Below are 18332 nucleotides of genomic sequence, written 5' to 3'. Positions count from 1 at the left end.
GGCGGTGGTGACCGGCACGGTGGAACACTGGTCGACGTGACCGTCACCGATTCCGCCGAGACCCAGGTCGTGACCCCCGACGACATCGACACCGCCGCCCGCCGTATCGGTGATGTGATTCTCGCGAGCGACCTGCACCCGAGCGAGCGGCTGAGCGAGCAGACCGGGGCGACGATCCTGCTCAAGCGGGAGGACCAGCAGGCGGTCCGGTCGTACAAGATCCGGGGCGCCTACAACCTGATGTCGCAGTTGACCAGCGACGAACGCAGCGCGGGCGTGGTGACCGCGAGCGCCGGCAACCACGCCCAGGGCGTGGCCTTCGCGTGTCGGAGCCTCGGGATCAACGGCCGCATCTACGTTCCCACCAACACTCCCAAGCAGAAGCGCGACCGGATCCTCGCCCACGGTCGGAACTGGGTGGAGCTGGTGGTCACCGGCACGAACTTCGACGCCGCCCAGACCGCCGCCCGCGCCGACGCCGAGCGGACCGGAGCCACGATGGTCCCGCCGTTCGACCACCCGGACACCATGGCCGGCCAGGGAACCATCGCGGCGGAGATCCTGGCGCAGCTCGACGAGCTCCCCGACGCCGTGGTGGTGCCCGTCGGCGGCGGCGGTCTGGTCGGCGGCCTCGCCACGTACCTGGCCGAGTACGCGCCCGATTGCAAGGTCATCGCGGTGGAGCCCGCCGGTGCCCCCTCCCTGACCAGGGCGCTCGAGGCGGGGGAGCCGGTCACCCTCGACACCGTGGACACCTTCGTCGACGGCGCGGCGGTGGCCCGGATCGGCGACTTCCCGTTCGGGGTGATCGCGTCGATGACCGAGCGGATCCAGGTCCTCACGGTGGACGAGGGCGCGGTGTGCACCGCGATGCTCGAGCTCTACCAGAACGAGGGGGTCATCTCCGAACCCGCCGGCGCGCTGGCCGTGACGGCCCTGGACCAGCTCGAGATCGACGAGGGTGCGACCGTCGTCTGCATCGTCTCCGGCGGCAACAACGACGTCTCGCGCTACAGCGAGATCATCGAACGCTCCCTGGTGCACCAGGGGCTCAAGCACTACTTTCTGGTGAAATTCCCCCAGGAGCCCGGCCAGCTTCGACGGTTCCTCGACGAGGTGCTGGGCCCGGAAGACGACATCACCCAGTTCGAGTACCTCAAGCGCAACAACCGGGAGTACGGCGCCGCGCTCGTGGGCATCGAGTTGGGATCCGCCACCGGGCTGCACTCCCTGCTCGAGCGGATGGAGGCCTCGCGCATCGACTGCGAGCGGCTCGAACCCGGGACGGCCGCGTACGAATACCTGACCTGACCCGGCTCTAGCCGGTCTGTCGACGGGAGCGCACCACCGCGAACCCGAACGCCTGGCAGAACACCGAATCCTCGTCGGTCACCGCACCCGAGGCCAGCAGCGCCTCGCCAGTCACCGGTATCCGGCACGGCTCGGTGCCCAGATTGACGACCAGCGCCAACTGCCCCCGGTGGACCACCAGCCAGCGGTCGTCGTCGGCCTTGACGCCGCACTCCACGCGGACCGGCCCCAGCCACGGATCGCTGAGCTCGGGGTGGGCCCGGCGAAGGGCGATCAGTTGGCGGTAGGTCCGCAGGATCCCGGCGTGCGGCTCCTCTGCCTGCTCGGACCGGTTGAGTACGGAGCGACGGAAGGTGTCCGGGTCCTGCGGGTCCGCGACCGTGTCGGGATCCCACCCCATCTCTGCGAACTCGCGGGTCCGGCCCCGGCGAACCGCGTCGGCCAGCTCGGGCTCGGGGTGGGACGTGAAGAAGCAGAACGGGGTCCCCGCGCCCCACTCCTCGCCCTGGAAGAGCATCGGCGTGAACGGCGAGCACAGCACGATCGCCGCCTTGGCCAGCTGCTGCGCCGGGGTCAGGTTCATGGAGGGGCGGTCGCCGGCGGCACGGTTTCCCACCTGATCGTGGGTCAGGGTGTAAGCCACGAACCGGCTGCCCGGCACCCGGCCCACGTCTACCGGGCGGCCGTGAACGCGTCCCCGGAAGGACGAGTACGTCCCGGCGTGCAGGAACGCCCCGGTCAGGACCTGCCGCAGCGCCGCGAGTGAGCCGTAGTCGGAGTAGTAGCCCTGTCGTTCACCGGAGACCGCGGCGTGCACGGCGTGGTGCACGTCGTCGTCCCACTGGCCCTGGAGTCCGTACCCGCCGCCCTCCCGGGCGGTGACCAGTCGCGGGTCGTTCTGGTCCGACTCCGCCACCAGTGACAGCGGCCGCCCCAGGTGAGTGGCCAGAGACTCGACCTCCACCGTCAACTGTTCGAGCAGATGCACGGCAGAGGAGTCGTGCAGTGCATGCACCGCGTCCAGGCGCAGGGCGTCCACGTGGAACTCGTCGAACCAGCGCAGCGCGTTGTCGATGATGTAGCGCCGCACCTCGCCGGAGTGCTCACCGTCCAGGTTGAGCCCCGATCCCCAGGGCCCGTCGGCGGCGGACAGATACGGCCCGAACTGCGGCAGATAGTTCCCCGACGGGCCCAGATGGTTGTAGACCACGTCCAGGCACACGCCCAGGCCGCGCGCGTGGCAGGCGTCCACGAACTGCTGGAACGCGTCCGGTCCACCATACGGCTCGTGTACCGCGAACCACGCGACCCCGTCGTAGCCCCAGCCGTACTCTCCGTTGAAGGCGTTCACGGGCATGACCTCGACCATGTCGACGCCCAGCTCGACCAACTCGTCCAGATGCTCGATGGCGCTGGTCAGGGTTCCGCCGGTCGAGAACGTGCCCACATGCATCTCGTACAGGACCGACCCGGCCAGCTGCCGACCGGTCCACGCGTGATCGGTCCACCGGGAGGCGTCCACCCGGTGCACCCGCGAGAGCCCGTGCACGCCGTCCGGCTGGCGGGTGGACCGCGGGTCGGGACGCGGATCGCTGACCTCGTCGTCGTCGCCCGTCACCACGAATCCGTAGTCCCTGCCCTGATCCCGCACGACGTCCGAGGACCACCACCCGCCGGCGGCGTGGTCCATGGGGACCGGTTCGGAGTCGGCGGAGTCCAGGACCAGGCCGACCGCACGGGCCTGCGGCGCCCAGACCGAGAACGTGTCGGGGCCGGGGGAGTCGCCGGTGGCCGGGGAGGTCTGTTCGCTGGGGGAGGTCACGGTGCCCAGGGTAGGGAAATCCGCGTAGCGGCGGGGCGGGCGATTCCGGATGACGCGATACTGGTCCCATGACCGCCCCCGGGACCCGCGTGCTCAGGCTGTCCGCCGGCCAGGACGTCACCGGCGAGTACGAGGAGAAGCGCTCGAAGTTCCTCGCCGTACTGAGGAGGTGCGACGACGAGGAGGTCGCCCGCGCGCTGGCCGCCGATCTCCGGTCCGCCCATCCGGCGGCGCGCCACCACTGCAGTGCCTTCCTCGTGGACGTGCCCGGGTCCAGCCGGATCGAGCGCTCCAACGACGACGGCGAACCCTCCGGCACCGCCGGGACCCCCATGCTCGAGGTCCTGCGCGGCAGTGGACTCACCGGGGTGGGCGCGGTGGTCGTGCGGTGGTTCGGTGGTACCAAGCTCGGGACCGGAGGGCTCGTGCGGGCGTACGGCGCGGCGGTGTCGGCGGCGGTCGAGCAGGCGTGGCGGGACGGGCGGGTCGTCGAGGTGACCCGGACCCCGGCATGGCGCGCGGACCTCGACCACGCGTTGGCCGGGGGGCTCGAGGGCGCGGTGCGTGCGGCGGGGGCTCAGGTGCTCGGTGTGGAGTACGGCCGCCGGGTCGCGCTGACCGTCGCCGGGGACATCGAGGTGCTGGGGCCGATCCTGGCGGCCCGGAGCTCTGGAGGGGTCGAGTGGGAGCCTGCGGGGGTGGCGACCACCGAGAACGCGGCGAGTCGCCGGGATATGGAATCCTGACGGTATGAGCATGCAGCCCTACCAGCCGAACTCCATCGAGCAGCAGAAGCAGCAGGTGCGCAAGGATGCGCGCACCACGGCGATCGCGCTTGGTGTGACCGCTGTGGCGCTGCCGATCGCGCTGTTCGCCAGCTCGTTCTTCACCGTGGTGGCGATCCTGGCCGGGATCGTGGCGATCTACAACGGGAACAAGGTCCGCAAGGCCATCTCGGGCAAGCCGCCCACCAGGGGCGAACTGCGCTGATCCGCCCCACGCCGGGCGGTCCCGCCTCTCCGCGGGCGGTCCCGGGTCAGCCGTGGCGGCGGACCACGTCCGTGAGGTCCGCGCGATCGGCCCGGAACGTGTTGGCCGGATGTTCCGGGTCGGCGTAGCCGAAGGCGATCCCGCACACGATCAGGCGGTCCTCGGGGATTCCCAGGTGCTCGCGGACACCGTCCGAGTACAGCGCCAGGGCTGCCTGCGCGCAGGTGGCCACGCCCAGCGAGGACGCCGCGGCCAGGAATGTCGCGACGTAGCCGCCGCAGTCCACCGCGCCGTAGGTGCCCAGACCCGCGTCCGAGGTGATCACCGCGACGTGTGGGGCGCCGAAGAAGCGGTAGTTCTCCAGCATCTGGGTCAACCGGGCGTCCTTGTCGGAGCGCTCGATGCCCAGCGCGGTGTACAGGCCGTAGCCGCTGGCCCGCCGCCGCTCGCCGTACACGCCCTCGTAGCGCTCGGGCGCGGGCAGATCCGAGCGCATGCCGTTGGCCAGCACGTACTCGGTCAGGTGCTTGCCGAACTCGGCGGTCGCCTGCCCGGTCACCAGGTCGACCTGCCACGCCTGCGAGTTGCACCAGGACGCCGTTCGCTGGGCCATCTGCAGGATCCGGTCGATCGTCTCCTCGGGGACGGGCTCGGACGTGAACCCCCGGCAGCTGTAGCGGTCGTCGAGGATGCGCTCGAGCGTGTCGGCGGCGTCGGTCATGGGCCCTCCAGGAGCACTCGCGGGATTGTGATCCCAGTCTCGCACGCAGTTGTTCGGGCATGCGGGGCAGCATGCCGCCCCCGATGGACGGGCCCGTGTCCGACGTGCTGGTGCCGGACAGGCCCGCGTCGGACATGCTCCAACGATTCACCTCGCTATCTGCGATTCACCTGCGGACCTCCATGTGTGAATCGCGATGCGATAGGTGAGTCTCGCCAGACTTGGCTGGCGCGTACTGGGCGCCGAACCAGGCCGGATTCTCCACAGGCCGGTCCGCCTCCACAGGCCGGGCCGATGCTGCGGTCTCTGGCCGAGATCGCGTCAGCTCCTTCGCCATGATCGACCCGTGATGACGATCGATGAGCTACGTCCGCTGGTCCAGACCACGGAAAAGCTCCTGGGGCAGGGGATGACGCCGCAGGCGCTGAGTCGAGCAACCGCATCCGGCGAGTTGATCCGCCTGCGGCCCGGGTTCTACGTGGGTCGGGCGGCTCGTGGACTCGGGCGCGAAGAGAAACACCTGCTGTCGGTTCTGGCGGCCGACATGGCGCGCGACTCACCGGTGTTCTCGCACGCATCGGCGGCTCTGATCCTGGGGCTTCCGTCCTGGGGGCTTCCGCTGAGGAGGGTCGCGGTCTCGGCGCCGGGCCAGACCTCACGCACTCGTTCGACGCGTCTGATCAAGCACCACACCGTGCCCCTCGGCGACGACGACATCATCGACCTCAGCGGGCTCAGGGTGACCGGACCGGAGCGAACGGTGACGGATATCGCGCTCACCGCCGGGCGAGATGCAGCCGTGGCAATAGCGGATGCCTCGATCAACAGCGGGCTCGCCGGTGCCGCATCGCTCGAGCGTGCTGTCCTGCACTCGGCCGGGAGGTCCGGTGTCAGGAAGGCCCGGGTGGCGATGGGATTGGTCGATGGACGGAGCGAGAGCGTGGCCGAGACGTTGAGTCGGCTGACCTTCACCGACTTCGGTCTTCCCGAACCCGAGCTGCAGGCGAACATCGTCGATACGCACGGCAATCGGATAGCTCGTGTCGACTTCCTGTGGCGCGAGTACGGGGTGATCGGTGAATGTGATGGCTTCGGGAAGTATTTCGACGGCGCGACTCCCGCAGACACCCGGCGTCGGCTAGGGATGGAGAAGGACAGGGATGCAGAACTCGTGGCGCTCGGGTATCGGGTGCTCCACTGGCGGTGGGCTGATCTCGACCAACCCCGCTTCCTCGCCGAGCGGGTCAGGCGCGTGCTCTACGCCGCCGCTGCCTGACCTTTCCCCCGATCCACCCATCAGAATGCGATCCGCCTTCGGATCTCCATAGGTAGATCGCAATCCGATAGGTAGATCGCAATCCGATGGGTGGATCGCAATCCGATGGGTGAATCGCACTGCCGCGGACCCTCCCACGAAAACGGGGCTCGCTATCCTCGCCGTATGGGAGTGCGGGTGGACGCGTGGACGTGGTCGGTGCGACTGTTCCCGTCGCGTACCAAGGCGGCGGCCGCCTGCCGGGGCGGGCACGTCAAGGTCAACGGCGACGCGGTCCAGCCGTCCAAGAGCGTCGTCCCCGGCGACCGCGTCCAGGTGACCGGCGCCCTCGGCCGGATCCGCATCCTCGAGGTGGTCCGTACCGTCAGTAAACGAGTGGGCGCCCCGGTGGCCGCGACCTGCTATATCGACCACTCGCCCCCGCCCCCGCCCAAGGAGGTCCTGGCCTCGCAGCCCCGGCGGGACAGGGGAGCGGGACGGCCCACCAAGAGGGAGCGCAGGGAGACCGACCGGCTGCAGGGGCGCGGGTAGGCGGCGAAGCCGTCAGTCGGCCTCGCGCACGATCAGCACGACCGGCGACCCGCTGAGTAGGTCGCCCACGTCCACGCGTCCGGAGATCGACGGGCCGTCCGGGCGCACAACCCATTCACCGTCCGGGAGCTGGACCGACGTCCCGGTGACGTCTGCGGCGCCGACCACCGCGGTGCGCCGCCGGGCGATCATGCCGACCGCCGGCCGGCCGGCGACGGAGCGGGTGAACGCCACCACGTCGGCCGCAGCGGGGCCCTGCACCGGCAGCGGAAGGTGCGCGCCACCCGCCAGGTCCTCAGGGTGCGCCCGCCGGATCCGCAGCGCCTCGCGGACCAGCACGAACTTGGGGTGTCCGCTGCGGGCGACCGCTCCGGAGCGCAGGGGGCGATAGTCCACGAACCGGCGGTTGTCCGGGTCGACCAGCGAGTCCTCCCACACCTCCGTGCCCTGGTAGACGTCGGGGACGCCGGGGGACAGCAGCTGGGTCGCCTTGGCGATCAGGGAGTTGTCGCGGCCGGCGGGGGCGATGCGCTCGACGAACGGGGCCAGCAGCGCGCCGCCCGAGTCGAGCAGTGTGTCGATCCACCGGTGGGCGTCGGACTCGAAGTCCCCGTCCTGCTCCGTCCACGTCGTGTGCACGGCCGCCTCTCGCAGCGCCTTCTCCGCGTAGTCGTGAAGGCGGCTCCGCAGGTCCTCGCCCGGGCCGCCCGACTCGGGCCACACGCCCACGATCACCTGGAGCAGGAAGTACCCGGCGTCCTCCGCGGGCGGCGGGAACGCCCGGAACACCTCCGCGACCAGTTCCGCCCACTCATCGGGCAGCTGCGAGAGTACCGAGATCCGGGCCCGCACGTCCTCGCCCCGCTTGGTGTCGTGCGTACTGAGCGCGGTCATCGCCAGCGGAGTGGCGACGGCGCGCTCGGCCATCGACAGGTGGAAGGCCCCCACCGGAATGCCCATGCGCCCCGGTGAGCCGCCGACCTCGTTGAGCGACACGAGCCGACCGAGCCGGTAGAACAGGCGGTCCTCCTCGGCCTTGGCGGTGGCCGCGCCGGTGACCTGTGCCAGTCGGATCGAGGCCTCACCCTCGCGCGCGAGTGCCCCCGCGACCAGCCGGAGCGCTGACGACAGCTCGGGCCTCTGGTGCTGCAGGTCCTCCAGGATCGCCGGGAGGGTGCCGCGCAGGACGGGATAGTCGGCGCGGTAGACGGGCGTGTGCGCGATCACCGAGACCAGCGCCTCGCGGAGCGCGGCCTCATCGTCGTCACCACCCGTCCGGTCACGGTCCACCTCGTCCGGCGCCGGTCCCGCGGCGGCGTCGCGCCGCACCGCGCGGGCCAGGCGCGCCAGCTCGGGGGCCAGGTCCTCGGTGACGATAGTCCGCTTGAGCCGCGTGGACTGTTCGTGGACCTGCTCCTCGTCGCCGGGGCCGCCGCAGTACCGCGTGGCCATCTCGGACAACCGGGCCCGCCCGCTGTGGTCCACCAGCATCTGGTCGATCAGTCGGAGGGCGTCGTAGCCGGTGGTCCCGTCGACACCCATGGCGGGCTCGAGTACCTCGGGCGGGGTCGACTCACTTCCGGGGGCGAGGATCTTCTCCACCAGCAGCCACCGGTCGTCGCCGGCCAGTTCTCGGAGCCGACGCGCGTACCCGACCGGGTCGGCGAGTCCGTCGGGGTGGTCGACACGGATGCCGTCGACCAGGTCCTCCTCGCACCAGCGGCGCACCTCGGCGTGGGTGGCGTCGAAGACCGCGGGGTCCTCCTGCCGCAGGCCCGCCAGGCCGGTGACGGTGAAGAACCGTCGGTAACCCAGGAGCGGCTCCCGCCAGTGGACCAACCGGTAGTGCTGCCGGTCGTGGACCTGCTGCGCGGTGCCCTCCCCGGTGCCCTCCCCGGTGCCCGGGGCGACCGGGAAGCGGTGGTCGTAGAAGTGGAGTTCGGCCTCAGCTGAACCGGCCTCAGCTGAACCGGCCTCGCCGGAGCCGGACTCGGTACCGGAGCCGGTGTCGGTGGGGGTGACGACGACGAGCTGCTCGACGTCGTCCGGTGAGCCGAGCACGGGGATCGCGATCCGGCCGTCCACCCCGTTGCCGGGCTCGGTGTCGAAGTCGAAGAACGCGAAGTGCGGTGACTCAGGGCCACGCCGCAGCGCATCCCACCACCATGGGTTGGCCGCCGGCTGGTCGACGCCCAGGTGGTTGGGCACGATGTCCACGACGACGCCCAGCCCGTGGGCCCGGCACGCCCGCCGCAACGACCGCAGCGCATCGATCCCGCCGAGTTCCTCGGCGACGATGGTCGGGTCCACCACGTCGTAGCCGTGGGTCGAACCGGGGGTGGCCCTCAGCACGGGGGAGAGGTACACCGACCCCACACCGAGGTCGGCGAGATAGGGGACCAGCTCCTCGGCGTCGGCCAGGGTGAACCCGCGGCCGTCGGGGTCGGAGGCCGGCGTGCGCAGCTGGAGGCGGTAGGTGCTCGCCAGCGCGGTGCCCCGGCGCAGCGGCCCGGTCTCGCGCAGGTCCGCGGCGGCCACGATCAGCTGACCTTGCGCAGCACGATCGTGCCGCGGTCGGCCACGGTGATCGTCTCGTCCGAGCCCAACTCGCCCGCGCGTTCCTCGAGGTGGTCCGCGGTGTCCAGGACGACCTCCCAGCTCTCGGCGTACTCGGAACCCAGCAGCGAGAACTCGATGGGCTCGTGGTGGGCGTTGAACAGCATCAGGAACGAGTCGTCGATGATCCGCTGGCCGCGTACGTCCGGCTCGTGGATGCCCTCGCCGTTGAGATAGACGGCCAGTGACTTGCCGAAGCCGGAGTCCCAGTCCTTGCGGGTCATCTCCGAGCCGTCGGGGCTGAACCACGCGATGTCTTGGGGGTCCTCGTCGTCGCGGAGCACGGTGCCGAAGAACCGGCGGCGGCGGAACACCGGGTGGTCCCTGCGCAACCGGACGAGCCGGCGGGTGAACTCGAGGAGGTCCTCCTTCTCCTCGTCGAGCTCCCAGTTCATCCAGGCGAGCTCGTTGTCCTGGCAGTAGACGTTGTTGTTCCCGTCCTGCGTGCGGGCGATCTCGTCGCCGTGGGCGATCATCGGCGTCCCCTGCGACAGGATCAGGGTGGTGAGCATGTTGCGGCGCTGCCGGTGACGCAGGCTCAGCACCTCCGGATCGTCGGTGGGTCCCTCGACACCGCAGTTCCAGGAGCGGTTGTGGCTCTCGCCGTCGTTGCCGTCCTCGCCGTTGGCCTCGTTGCGCTTCTCGTTGTAGCTGACCAGGTCGTTGAGGGTGAAGCCGTCGTGGGCAGTGACGAAGTTGATCGAGGCGGTGGGGCGGCGACCGGTGTTCTCGTACAGGTCCGAGGAACCGGTCAGTCGCGAGGCGAACTCGCCGAGCGTGGCCGGTTCACCCCGCCAGAAGTCGCGGACCGTGTCGCGGAACTGCCCGTTCCACTCGGTCCACAGCGGCGGGAAGTTGCCGACCTGGTAGCCGCCCTCGCCGACGTCCCACGGCTCGGCGATCAGCTTGACCTGGCTCACGACCGGGTCCTGTTGGACCAGATCGAAGAACGACGACAACCGGTCGACGTCGTGTAGCCCTCGCGCCAGGGCGGAGGCGAGGTCGAACCGGAAGCCGTCGACGTGCATGTCGAGCACCCAGTACCGAAGCGAGTCCATGATGAGCTGCAGGGAGTGCGGGTGTCGGACGTTGAGGGTGTTCCCGGTGCCCGTGTAGTCCATGTAGTGCTGCTCGTCGCCTTCGACCAGCCGGTAGTAGGCCTGGTTGTCGATCCCGCGGAAGCCGATCGTGGGGCCCAGGTGGTTGCCCTCGGCGGTGTGGTTGTAGACCACGTCGAGGATCACCTCGATGCCGGCGTCGTGGAACGCCTTGACCATGGCCTTGAACTCGCTCACCGCGTCACCGGGCTTGTTCGCGAACGCGTACTCGTTGTGCGGGGCCAGGAACCCGAAGCTGTTGTATCCCCAGTAGTTGCGCAACCCCATGTCCACCAGGCGTTGGTCCTGCATGAACTGGTGGACCGGCATCAACTCGATCGCCGTCACGCCGAGGTCGGTCAGGTAGTCGATGATCGCCGGGTGGGTCATGCCCGCGTAGGTGCCGCGCATCTCTGCGGGGATGTCGGGGTGCGTGGCGGTCATGCCCTTGACGTGGGCCTCGTAGATCACCGTGTTGTGGTACTCGTGACCGGGCGCACGGTCGTTGCCCCAGTCGAAGTACGGGTTGATCACGACGGTGACCATGGTGTGGCCGAGCGAGTCCTCGGTGTTGCGTTGCTCGGGATCGTCCAGGTCGTAGCTGTGCAGGCTCGGGTCTCCGTCGAACTCGCCGTCGAAGGCCTTGCCGTACGGGTCGAGCAGCAACTTGGAGGGGTCGCAGCGCAGCCCGTGTTCGGGCTCGTACGGCCCGTGCACGCGGAAGCCGTATCGCTGGCCGGGTGTCACGCCGAACAGGTAGCAGTGCCAGATGTTGCCGTCGACCTCGGTGAGCTCGACGCGGGTCTCCACGCCCTCCCGGTCGATCAGGCAGAGTTCGACGCGCTCGGCGACCTCGGAGAACAGGGAGAAGTTGGTACCGGTCCCGTCGTAGGTCGCACCGAGGGGGAAGGCGGTACCAGGCCAGGCACGGATGAGCTCTGGTGCGGACTGCTGCGCGTCGTCGTTGGTCACAGCCCAACAGTAGTGGTTATCGCGACACGCGACCGTGCACCGGCCCCGAGGTGGTCACCACCAGCCGGTCGCGGGCCCCATCTGCCGGGCCAGTTCACCCGATGCGGACCGCACCCAGGAGCCCGAGAGGTGGTGGGAGTCGTGGTAGACGATCACGTTGCCCACCACGGCCGGGCAGTTCTCCGCGTCACACAGTCCGTCGGTGAGGTCGATCAGTCTGACCGAGTCGATCCCGGCACCGACCAGGCTGGCGGGGTTGATCGGCGAGATGGACCGCTCGCGCGGCATCCCGCACTTCTCGGGGGTGCCGCCGTCTCCCAGGCAGTCTCCGGCTCGGATCGGGCCGCGACCCTGGTTGAGCCACGGGGTGTCCCGGACGGCGATCACGCCGATGCCCTGTTCGCCCAGCGCACGCCACAGGTCCACGTACTGCCGCGGGGTGATGTCCGGGCCCACCACCCCCACCGGCCGGGTGGCGGTGGTGAACACGAACTCGGGCGCCAGGCCCACGAGGGCGGCCAGTGCGGCGGGGGTCCACTCGGCGCAGCTCTCGTACAGCGGTTCGTCGCTGTCGGATACCGAGGCGTCCAGGGTGAGGGGGCAGCCCATCTTGAGCAGCGTCACCACGCGGAAGCCGTAGTGGCGCCCGACCTCGTCCAGGCCGCTGATCCAGTGTTCGGCGTGTGAACCGCCGACGAGCGCGACGGTGCGCGGCGCGGTGACGTCGCCGTACACGCACATCTCGACCTCGGAGGACTCGAAGGTCGAGATGCAGCCGTCCAGTGTGCTCATGGGCAGGTCGTTGCCCACCTGCAACGGGGAGGGCACGTAATCGGCGTCCTCGGGGGCGGGGACACCCTCGAGGAAGGCACGGGCACCGGGATGGTCCGGGTCGGTGAGCGAGTCGACGTAGGGGACGGACGAGCGGGAATCGGACGTGGCGGACCACCATCCGACGGTGCCGAGACTGGCCACCGCGGCGACGACGACCAGGGCGGTCGCCCGGACGAAGCGCCGCTGGTCACGGGCGGACCGGGCGGGCCTCTTACGGAGCGAGTCGCGCTGTTGGGCTGCGGGAGTGGTGCGGCTGCGTGCCCGGCTGGCCATCCTCAGCGGGCGCTCGATGTACTTCTCCGTGAGGAGCGCCAGCACCACCGAGACCGCGACGATCGCCAGTCCGGAGACCAGCGTGATCTCCGCCTGCCGGTCGTGGGAGAGCCAGAGGATGAGCAGCGGCCAGTGCCACAGGTATAGGGAGTACGAGATGTCGCCCAGGCGGCGGAAGACACGGGCCGAGAGCAGCCAGGTGACGGGGTCTCTCCGGGGTGTCGCACGCTCCCCCGCGGGGAGGTTGCCGCCGAGGATGATCAGCAGGGCGCCGCCGATCGGGTACCAGGCCAGGGGGCCCGGGAAGTAGGCGGCGCCGTCGATTACGAAACCGCAGCTGACGATGAGCGCCAGGCCGGCGATCGTACTGAGCATGCGCAGTGGCCACGGCAGCACAACGCCGACCAGCAGGACGGCCACGAGGCCGCCGACGAGGAGCTCCCACATGCGGGCGCCGGTGTCGTAGTAGTTCCACGGTTGGTTGGTGATCTGGCCCTGGGTCGACCACCACACCGAGGCGGCGGTGCCCACGGCCACCACGACCAGCAGAAGGGCTTTGGGGGTGCCACGCCGTACAACGAGCCGCCACAGGGCGGTCAGTCCCAGGACCACCGCGAGAGCCACCAGATAGAACTGGCCCTGCACGGACATGGACCACAGGTGCTGCAGCGGCGAGATGGTGGCATCGGCGGCGGCGTAGTCCTGGGCGGTGAGCGCGAGCTCCCAGTTCTGGTAGTAGAGCAGCGAGGCCACGGTCTGTTCGAAGATCGCCGACCACTGGGTGGGGGGTTTGATGAGGATCGTCCCCACCACGGTCGCGGCCACCGTCACCACGAGCGCCGGATACAGGCGTCGGACCAGCCGTGTCAGATGCGGGACGGGGTTGAGCGGCGTACGCCCGTCCGATGCGCCGCGCAGGAGGGACCCCAGGAAGAAGAACCCGGACAGGGTGAGGAACACGTCGACGCCGCCGGAGACGCGACCCATCCAGATGTGGAACACCACGACCAGGGCGATCGCCAGGCCGCGGAGTCCGTCGATGTCGTGCCGGTAGGCCATCTTCCCGCGCCGGCGGCGAGCAGGCGCGTCCGGAATGCTGGTGGCCACTGGCGGGTACTTCCTGACGGGTCGTCTGGTCTGGAGGCGTCGGCGGCCCGGCCGGCGGGAGCACCCGGGACACGGCGGAGCCGCGTGGCGATTACACCACAAACGGTCGCCCGCGCCCGCGTTGGTACAGTCGGCGCGCATGACCAGCTCATCGTGGTTCCGCGCCGTGGGCACACTGGCGGGTGTGGTCGGCCCCGCGGTCGTCGCGCTGGTGGTGTGGATCGCGGCCGCACCCCGATCGGAGCTTCTCTCGGTGGGCGGGGGGAGGGGGGTCCGGCTCCCAGAATCCGGGACGGACGGTGGAAGCCAGCTCCTGGTGCTGGTCGTCCTGCTGGGTGCCGCGGTGGTGTGCGCCGTGCTGGTGCTGTGGAGCCGGCACCCGGGTCTGCGACGCCCGGCCGGGGTCCCCGTGTTGCTGCTGCTGCCGGGGCTGACGTGCGCGGTCGCGGCGGTCGCCGCCTCGCCCCTGGCGGGGCTGCTGGCGGCCCCGCCACGGGATGCGCCGTACGGGATGGTGGTGGCGCAGGCGCCGGCCGCGGGCCCGCTCTTCTTCGACCGGATGATCTACGGGACCTCGGGGCCGTCGTGGGACTGGCTCCCGCCGGGTGCCGGATGGCTGGTGGTGGGCGCGATGCTCGCGGGGTTCACGGTCGCGGCGCTGGCCCACTTCAGCTACTCGCCGGACCTGCGGGACGGGGTCGTCGACGAGGAGTCCGTGGTCGAGTCGTCGGACCGGGCCGCCTGAGCGGCGCGATCGGGGCGTCACTGACCGCCCGCGACCGGCGGTCTGAGTGTCGCGAACTGGTCGGTGATCCGCAGTCGGCGCTCGGCGAACCTGTACAGCGCGGCGGGTCGCCCGCCCGAGGGTCCGGGCGGCGCGCTGCGTCCGCAGCGTACGAGCTCTCCCCGCCGGGTGAGCACCCGCTGCAGGTTGGTGGGGTCCACGGGGTGGCCGAGGGCGGCGGCGTAGAGCTGGGCCAGTGTGGAGAGGGTGAACTCGTCCGGGGCGAGGGCGAATCCCAGGGTTGAGTAGGAGAGTTTGGCGGCGAGCCGGCCCCGGGCGCGGGCGACGATCTCGGAATGGTCGAAGACGGTGTCGGGGAGCCGGTCCACCCGGAACCACGAGGTGTCGTCGGGGACGGCCGGGTCGGCGTCGCTGGGCAGCAGTCCGAGGAAGCCGGAGGCGAAGACCCGGCGTCCGGGTACGCGCGAGGGCTCGGAGAACTCCGCGACGGACTCCAGGTGGCTCAGGGAGCGCACGTCGACCTTCTCCGCGAGCTGTCGGGTGGCCGAAGCGGCGAGGTCCTCGTCATCCCGCACCTCACCACCGGGTAGCGCCCACCGCCCGGCGGCCGGGCCGAGGGAGTGCTGCCACAGGAGCACGTGCAGGGCCGGGGCCACGGCGTCCGGGACCTGCCGAACCTGGCCCACGACGACGAGCACCTCGTGACCGGTGTTACACTTGGACATGTTTTCGATTATAAGTCGAAAACGGGGCCGGTGGCGTATCGGCCCGCAGAACCGACCCGGGAGGGGGCAGCGATGAGCACTGCCACAGGACACGGCACCACGGTCGCGCCGCGGCCGGACACCAACGTCGGCCGACTCGACTCGCCGCTGGCCGCGAGGATCCGCCATGACGGCGCGGTGTACACGGGTGTCGAACCCGACGCGGAGTGGGCCGCCGAGGTCCGTCGCCTCGCAGCCGAGCGCGACGCGGTGATCCTCGCCCACAACTACGAGGTCCCCGCCATCCAGGACATCGCCCACCACGTGGGGGACTCCCTGGCCCTGTCGCGCATCGCCGCGGAGGCCGAGCAGTCGACCATCATCTTCTGCGGCGTCCACTTCATGGCGGAGACCGCCAAGATCCTCTCCCCGGACAAGACCGTCCTCATCCCCGACGAGGCCGCGGGCTGCTCGCTGGCCGACTCCATCACCGCCGAGCAGTTGGCCGAGTGGAAGTCCGAGCACCCCGACGCCGTGGTGGTCTCCTACGTCAACACCACCGCCGCGGTGAAGGCCCTCACCGACATCTGCTGCACGAGCTCCAACGCGGTGGAGGTGGTCGAGTCGATCGACGCGGATCGCGAGGTGCTGTTCCTTCCCGACCAGTTCCTCGGGGCGCACGTCCGGCGCAAGACGGGCCGCGACAACGTGCTCGTCTGGGCGGGCGAGTGCCACGTCCACGCCGCGATCAACGGTGACCAGCTCACCGCCAAGTCGGAGGCCCACCCGGGTGCCGAGCTGTTCGTCCACCCCGAGTGCGGCTGCGCCACGAGCGCGCTTCACCTGGCCACCGAGGGTGCGGTGCCGGCCGACCAGGTCAAGATCCTGTCCACCGGCGGGATGGTCGACGCCGCCCGCGCCTCGGGTGCCCGCGAGGTCCTGGTGGCCACCGAGATCGGGATGATCCACCAGCTGCGCAAGGCCGCACCGGAGATCGACTTCATGCCGGTCAACCCCGACGCCAGCTGCCCGTACATGAAGATGATCACCCCGGCCGCGCTCCTGCGCGCCCTGGTCGAGGGGGCCGACGAGGTCCACGTGGACCCGGCGACCGCCGAGGCCGCGCGGGGGTCGGTGGAGCGGATGATCGCCATCGGCAACCCGGGGTCGGGGGAGTGAGCGGCGCAGCTGTCGGTGGTGGGGCGTACGGGTTCGACGACGACGAGGTGTTCGACGGCGACGTGGTGGACCCTGACACCCGTGCCGACGCGCTGGTCGCGATCCGGCGCGCGCTCGAGGAGGACCTGCGGTACGGCCCCGATGCCACCTCACTGGCCACCGTTCCCGCGGATGCCCGCGTCGCCGCCCGCCTGACCTCGCGTGGCGACGGGGTGGTGGCGGGCCTGCCTCTCATCCCGATGGTGCTGGCGGAGGTGCTCGGGGGCGACTTCTCGGTGGAGTGTCACGCCGCTGACGGCGATCGGGTGCAGCCCGGCGATGTGGTGGCCGAGATCTCGGCGCCGACCCGCGGACTGCTGACCGCGGAGCGCACCATGCTCAACCTGGTCTGCCACCTGTCCGGGGTGGCCGGCGCGACCCGGGCGTGGGCGGACGAGCTCGAGGGCACCGACTGTGTGGTCCGGGACACCCGCAAGACCATGCCGGGGATGCGACTGCTGCAGAAATACGCGGTCCGCTGCGGTGGCGGGGTCAACCACCGACTCGGACTGGGGGACGCGGTCCTGGTCAAGGACAACCACGTCGTGGCCGCCGGAGGGGTCCTCCCGGCCCTGACCGCGGTCCGCGAGCGATTCCCGGAGCTTCCCTGCGAGGTCGAGGTGGACTCCCTCGAGCAGCTCGACGAGATGCTGGAGGCGGGGGTGGACCTGGTCCTGCTGGACAACTTCCCGGTGTGGCAGACGCAGATGGCCGTGCAGCGCCGGAACAAGATCTCACCCGGCACCCGCCTGGAGTCCAGTGGTGGCCTCACGCTGGACGTGGCCGGCGACTACGCCCGCTGTGGCGTCGACTTCCTCGCCGTCGGCGGGCTCACCCACTCGGTGGCGGTCCTGGACCTCGGTCTGGATATGTGAGGTGCACCCCACCCGGCCGTTCGGGTGAGGTGTGGACCGCCGCAACCCGCGTAAAGTTTATTGTCATGACGGGCTTCTGGGACACGAGCGAGAAGAGTACGCCGGCGGAACGCCGACAGCAGCGGATGGCGGAGGCCCGCCGGCGCGTGGAGTCGGGGGAGAACACCTCACCGCCGCCCCCACGCCCCGCTCCCGCCAGGACCGCCCGCGTCCGGACGGCCCGGGCGGTCACCGTGGACCCGAAGTCGATGACCGGTTCCCAGTTCGCCGTGTGGCGCAGTGTGCAGCACTTCTGCGCCACCGATTCGCTCCCGGATGCCCGCGGCGGAAACCTCGACCTGCTGGTCGCCTGGTCCGACTCCATCCAGCCGTTCCGACTTCGCCAGCGGATCGTGGCCCGCCTGGACTCCCAGGGCGCCTGGTTGCCGGTCTGCTACGCCAAGGACGGGGCCAGGGAACCCATCACGCAGGCGCAGGCCGACCGCTACCGGGAGGTCAGACTCGGCGAGTCTACGCTGTCCGGTGGCGCGCAGAAACCGCTCAGGGAGACCGACCACCCGGAGGCCACGGCGTCGCTCTGATCAGTGACGACGTCTGTCCGGGCTGACGCCGGTCAGTGATGTCGCCGGGCCGGCGGCGTCAGCGGGACGCGAGTGCGAAGCGTCGACCCTGCGGCTGCGGCCCGGTACTGAGCACGATCTCGTCGGCTCCGGCCTCCCTGCCCGCCGGGCCGGTGGTCTCCTTGGTGGCGGTGACCTCGTCGTCGTCGTGATCCGGGTCGTGAACGTTCCCACCGTTCTCGTTCCCACCGTGCCCCTTCCCACCGTGCCCCTTCCCACCGTGCCCGACCCCACCGTGCTCGTCCCTCTCACCGGTCAGGTCGACCTCCTCGGCGTCCCCGGGGTGCTCCGCCACCGGGACGATCGTCCCCTCGCGGTGGAGGTCGATGATGGCGGTCCGCGCCGCCCGGGCGTAGCGCAGATTGCGCAGCGCGGGGGTGTCGGTGGCGGGCGCGGAGGGGTCCACGTCGCTCAGTCGCAGTGGTTCCCCGGAGTGCGCCTCGTAGGCCTCGCACACCGACTCGACGAGTTCGTCCACGCCTAGGCTGTCCCACTCCCCGAGCTTGTCCACGACGATCATGCGCGCGCGGTCGAGCGCGTCGGATTCGGGAACGGTGGCGTTGTCGATGGCGGATCGGATCTCTTCGGTCGAACTCATGACCCGAGCCTGCCAGTCCCGG

Annotated in this window: 16 protein-coding genes; 9 read left to right on the top strand and 7 right to left on the bottom strand. The window is 70.4% G+C overall.

Annotated elements, in window-relative coordinates; genetic code table 11:
* Positions 1-36: 36 nt before the first annotated feature.
* Complete coding sequence (ilvA, locus tag NJE57_RS10715; RefSeq protein ID WP_319028394.1) at positions 37-1311, top strand: threonine ammonia-lyase IlvA; 1275 nt, start codon at positions 37-39, stop codon at positions 1309-1311.
* A 7-nt stretch (positions 1312-1318) separates the two neighbouring features.
* Here ilvA and treZ read toward each other — a convergent pair whose 3' ends face one another.
* On the bottom strand, positions 1319-3133 hold the full coding sequence (gene treZ, locus NJE57_RS10710; RefSeq protein WP_319028393.1) for a malto-oligosyltrehalose trehalohydrolase: 1815 nt from the start codon (positions 3131-3133) through the stop codon (positions 1319-1321).
* A 68-nt stretch (positions 3134-3201) separates the two neighbouring features.
* Between treZ and NJE57_RS10705 the strand changes: the two genes are divergently transcribed.
* Together NJE57_RS10705 and NJE57_RS10700 are read left to right on the top strand one after the other, a co-directional pair.
* Positions 3202-3879, top strand: coding sequence for an IMPACT family protein (locus tag NJE57_RS10705; protein WP_319028392.1), 678 nt, complete (start codon positions 3202-3204; stop codon positions 3877-3879).
* 4 nt (positions 3880-3883) lie between these two features.
* Positions 3884-4123 (top strand): hypothetical protein, encoded by a 240-nt coding sequence (locus NJE57_RS10700; protein WP_319028391.1) that lies wholly within the window; start codon positions 3884-3886, stop codon positions 4121-4123.
* Positions 4124-4169: 46 nt separating this feature from the next.
* Here the strand turns inward: NJE57_RS10700 and NJE57_RS10695 are convergent, their stop codons facing one another.
* Positions 4170-4844, bottom strand: a complete 675-nt coding sequence (locus NJE57_RS10695; RefSeq protein WP_319028390.1) for a nitroreductase — start codon at positions 4842-4844, stop codon at positions 4170-4172.
* A gap of 349 nt (positions 4845-5193) precedes the next feature.
* Between NJE57_RS10695 and NJE57_RS10690 the strand changes: the two genes are divergently transcribed.
* Both NJE57_RS10690 and NJE57_RS10685 read left to right on the top strand, forming a co-directional pair.
* Positions 5194-6120, top strand: coding sequence for a type IV toxin-antitoxin system AbiEi family antitoxin domain-containing protein (locus tag NJE57_RS10690; protein ID WP_319028524.1), 927 nt, complete (start codon positions 5194-5196; stop codon positions 6118-6120).
* Positions 6121-6285: 165 nt separating this feature from the next.
* Positions 6286-6651: an RNA-binding S4 domain-containing protein gene (locus NJE57_RS10685; protein WP_319028389.1), complete on the top strand. Its 366-nt coding sequence runs from the start codon at positions 6286-6288 to the stop codon at positions 6649-6651.
* Between the two features lie 12 nt (positions 6652-6663).
* On the opposite strand, the gene treY is transcribed toward NJE57_RS10685, so the two are convergent.
* The 3 genes from treY to NJE57_RS10670 are packed head-to-tail and all read right to left on the bottom strand — an operon-like array spanning position 6664 to position 13550.
* Positions 6664-9189, bottom strand: a complete 2526-nt coding sequence (gene treY / locus NJE57_RS10680) for a malto-oligosyltrehalose synthase (protein WP_319028388.1) — start codon at positions 9187-9189, stop codon at positions 6664-6666.
* A gap of 2 nt (positions 9190-9191) precedes the next feature.
* On the bottom strand, positions 9192-11336 hold the full coding sequence (gene glgX, locus NJE57_RS10675; protein ID WP_319028387.1) for a glycogen debranching protein GlgX: 2145 nt from the start codon (positions 11334-11336) through the stop codon (positions 9192-9194).
* A 54-nt stretch (positions 11337-11390) separates the two neighbouring features.
* Complete coding sequence (locus NJE57_RS10670; RefSeq protein ID WP_319028386.1) at positions 11391-13550, bottom strand: acyltransferase family protein; 2160 nt, start codon at positions 13548-13550, stop codon at positions 11391-11393.
* Positions 13551-13689: 139 nt separating this feature from the next.
* Between NJE57_RS10670 and NJE57_RS10665 the strand changes: the two genes are divergently transcribed.
* Positions 13690-14295, top strand: a complete 606-nt coding sequence (locus NJE57_RS10665; protein ID WP_319028385.1) for a hypothetical protein — start codon at positions 13690-13692, stop codon at positions 14293-14295.
* A 17-nt stretch (positions 14296-14312) separates the two neighbouring features.
* Here the strand turns inward: NJE57_RS10665 and NJE57_RS10660 are convergent, their stop codons facing one another.
* Complete coding sequence (locus tag NJE57_RS10660; RefSeq protein WP_319028384.1) at positions 14313-15020, bottom strand: NUDIX hydrolase; 708 nt, start codon at positions 15018-15020, stop codon at positions 14313-14315.
* 72 nt (positions 15021-15092) lie between these two features.
* Here NJE57_RS10660 and nadA point away from each other — a divergent pair, with 72 nt between their 5' ends.
* The 3 genes from nadA to NJE57_RS10645 all read left to right on the top strand — a co-directional run bounded on the left by nadA (position 15093) and on the right by NJE57_RS10645 (position 17673).
* Complete coding sequence (gene nadA, locus NJE57_RS10655; protein WP_319028383.1) at positions 15093-16178, top strand: quinolinate synthase NadA; 1086 nt, start codon at positions 15093-15095, stop codon at positions 16176-16178.
* A 47-nt stretch (positions 16179-16225) separates the two neighbouring features.
* Positions 16226-17092, top strand: coding sequence for a carboxylating nicotinate-nucleotide diphosphorylase (gene nadC, locus NJE57_RS10650; protein WP_413464401.1), 867 nt, complete (start codon positions 16226-16228; stop codon positions 17090-17092).
* A gap of 65 nt (positions 17093-17157) precedes the next feature.
* On the top strand, positions 17158-17673 hold the full coding sequence (locus NJE57_RS10645) for a hypothetical protein (protein WP_319028382.1): 516 nt from the start codon (positions 17158-17160) through the stop codon (positions 17671-17673).
* A 58-nt stretch (positions 17674-17731) separates the two neighbouring features.
* Here the strand turns inward: NJE57_RS10645 and NJE57_RS10640 are convergent, their stop codons facing one another.
* Complete coding sequence (locus NJE57_RS10640; protein ID WP_319028381.1) at positions 17732-18310, bottom strand: hypothetical protein; 579 nt, start codon at positions 18308-18310, stop codon at positions 17732-17734.
* Positions 18311-18332 lie beyond the last annotated feature (22 nt).

Origin of the sequence: Dietzia sp. PP-33 (assembly GCF_033790845.1) — a bacterium.
GTDB lineage: Bacteria > Actinomycetota > Actinomycetes > Mycobacteriales > Mycobacteriaceae > Dietzia.
This window is presented reverse-complemented; position numbering and strand designations above follow the sequence as displayed.

Bases quoted from the DNA above. Each gene is read 5' to 3' on its own strand.
- NJE57_RS10705 (WP_319028392.1), top strand. From the start codon at position 3,202: ATGACCGCCCCCGGGACCCGCGTGCTCAGGCTGTCCGCCGGCCAGGAC.
- NJE57_RS10700 (WP_319028391.1), top strand. From the start codon at position 3,884: ATGAGCATGCAGCCCTACCAGCCGAACTCCATCGAGCAGCAGAAGCAG.
- NJE57_RS10695 (WP_319028390.1), bottom strand. From the start codon at position 4,844: ATGACCGACGCCGCCGACACGCTCGAGCGCATCCTCGACGACCGCTAC.
- NJE57_RS10690 (WP_319028524.1), top strand. From the start codon at position 5,194: ATGACGATCGATGAGCTACGTCCGCTGGTCCAGACCACGGAAAAGCTC.
- NJE57_RS10685 (WP_319028389.1), top strand. From the start codon at position 6,286: ATGGGAGTGCGGGTGGACGCGTGGACGTGGTCGGTGCGACTGTTCCCG.
- NJE57_RS10665 (WP_319028385.1), top strand. From the start codon at position 13,690: ATGACCAGCTCATCGTGGTTCCGCGCCGTGGGCACACTGGCGGGTGTG.
- NJE57_RS10660 (WP_319028384.1), bottom strand. From the start codon at position 15,020: ATGTCCAAGTGTAACACCGGTCACGAGGTGCTCGTCGTCGTGGGCCAG.
- nadA (WP_319028383.1), top strand. From the start codon at position 15,093: ATGAGCACTGCCACAGGACACGGCACCACGGTCGCGCCGCGGCCGGAC.
- NJE57_RS10645 (WP_319028382.1), top strand. From the start codon at position 17,158: ATGACGGGCTTCTGGGACACGAGCGAGAAGAGTACGCCGGCGGAACGC.
- NJE57_RS10640 (WP_319028381.1), bottom strand. From the start codon at position 18,310: ATGAGTTCGACCGAAGAGATCCGATCCGCCATCGACAACGCCACCGTT.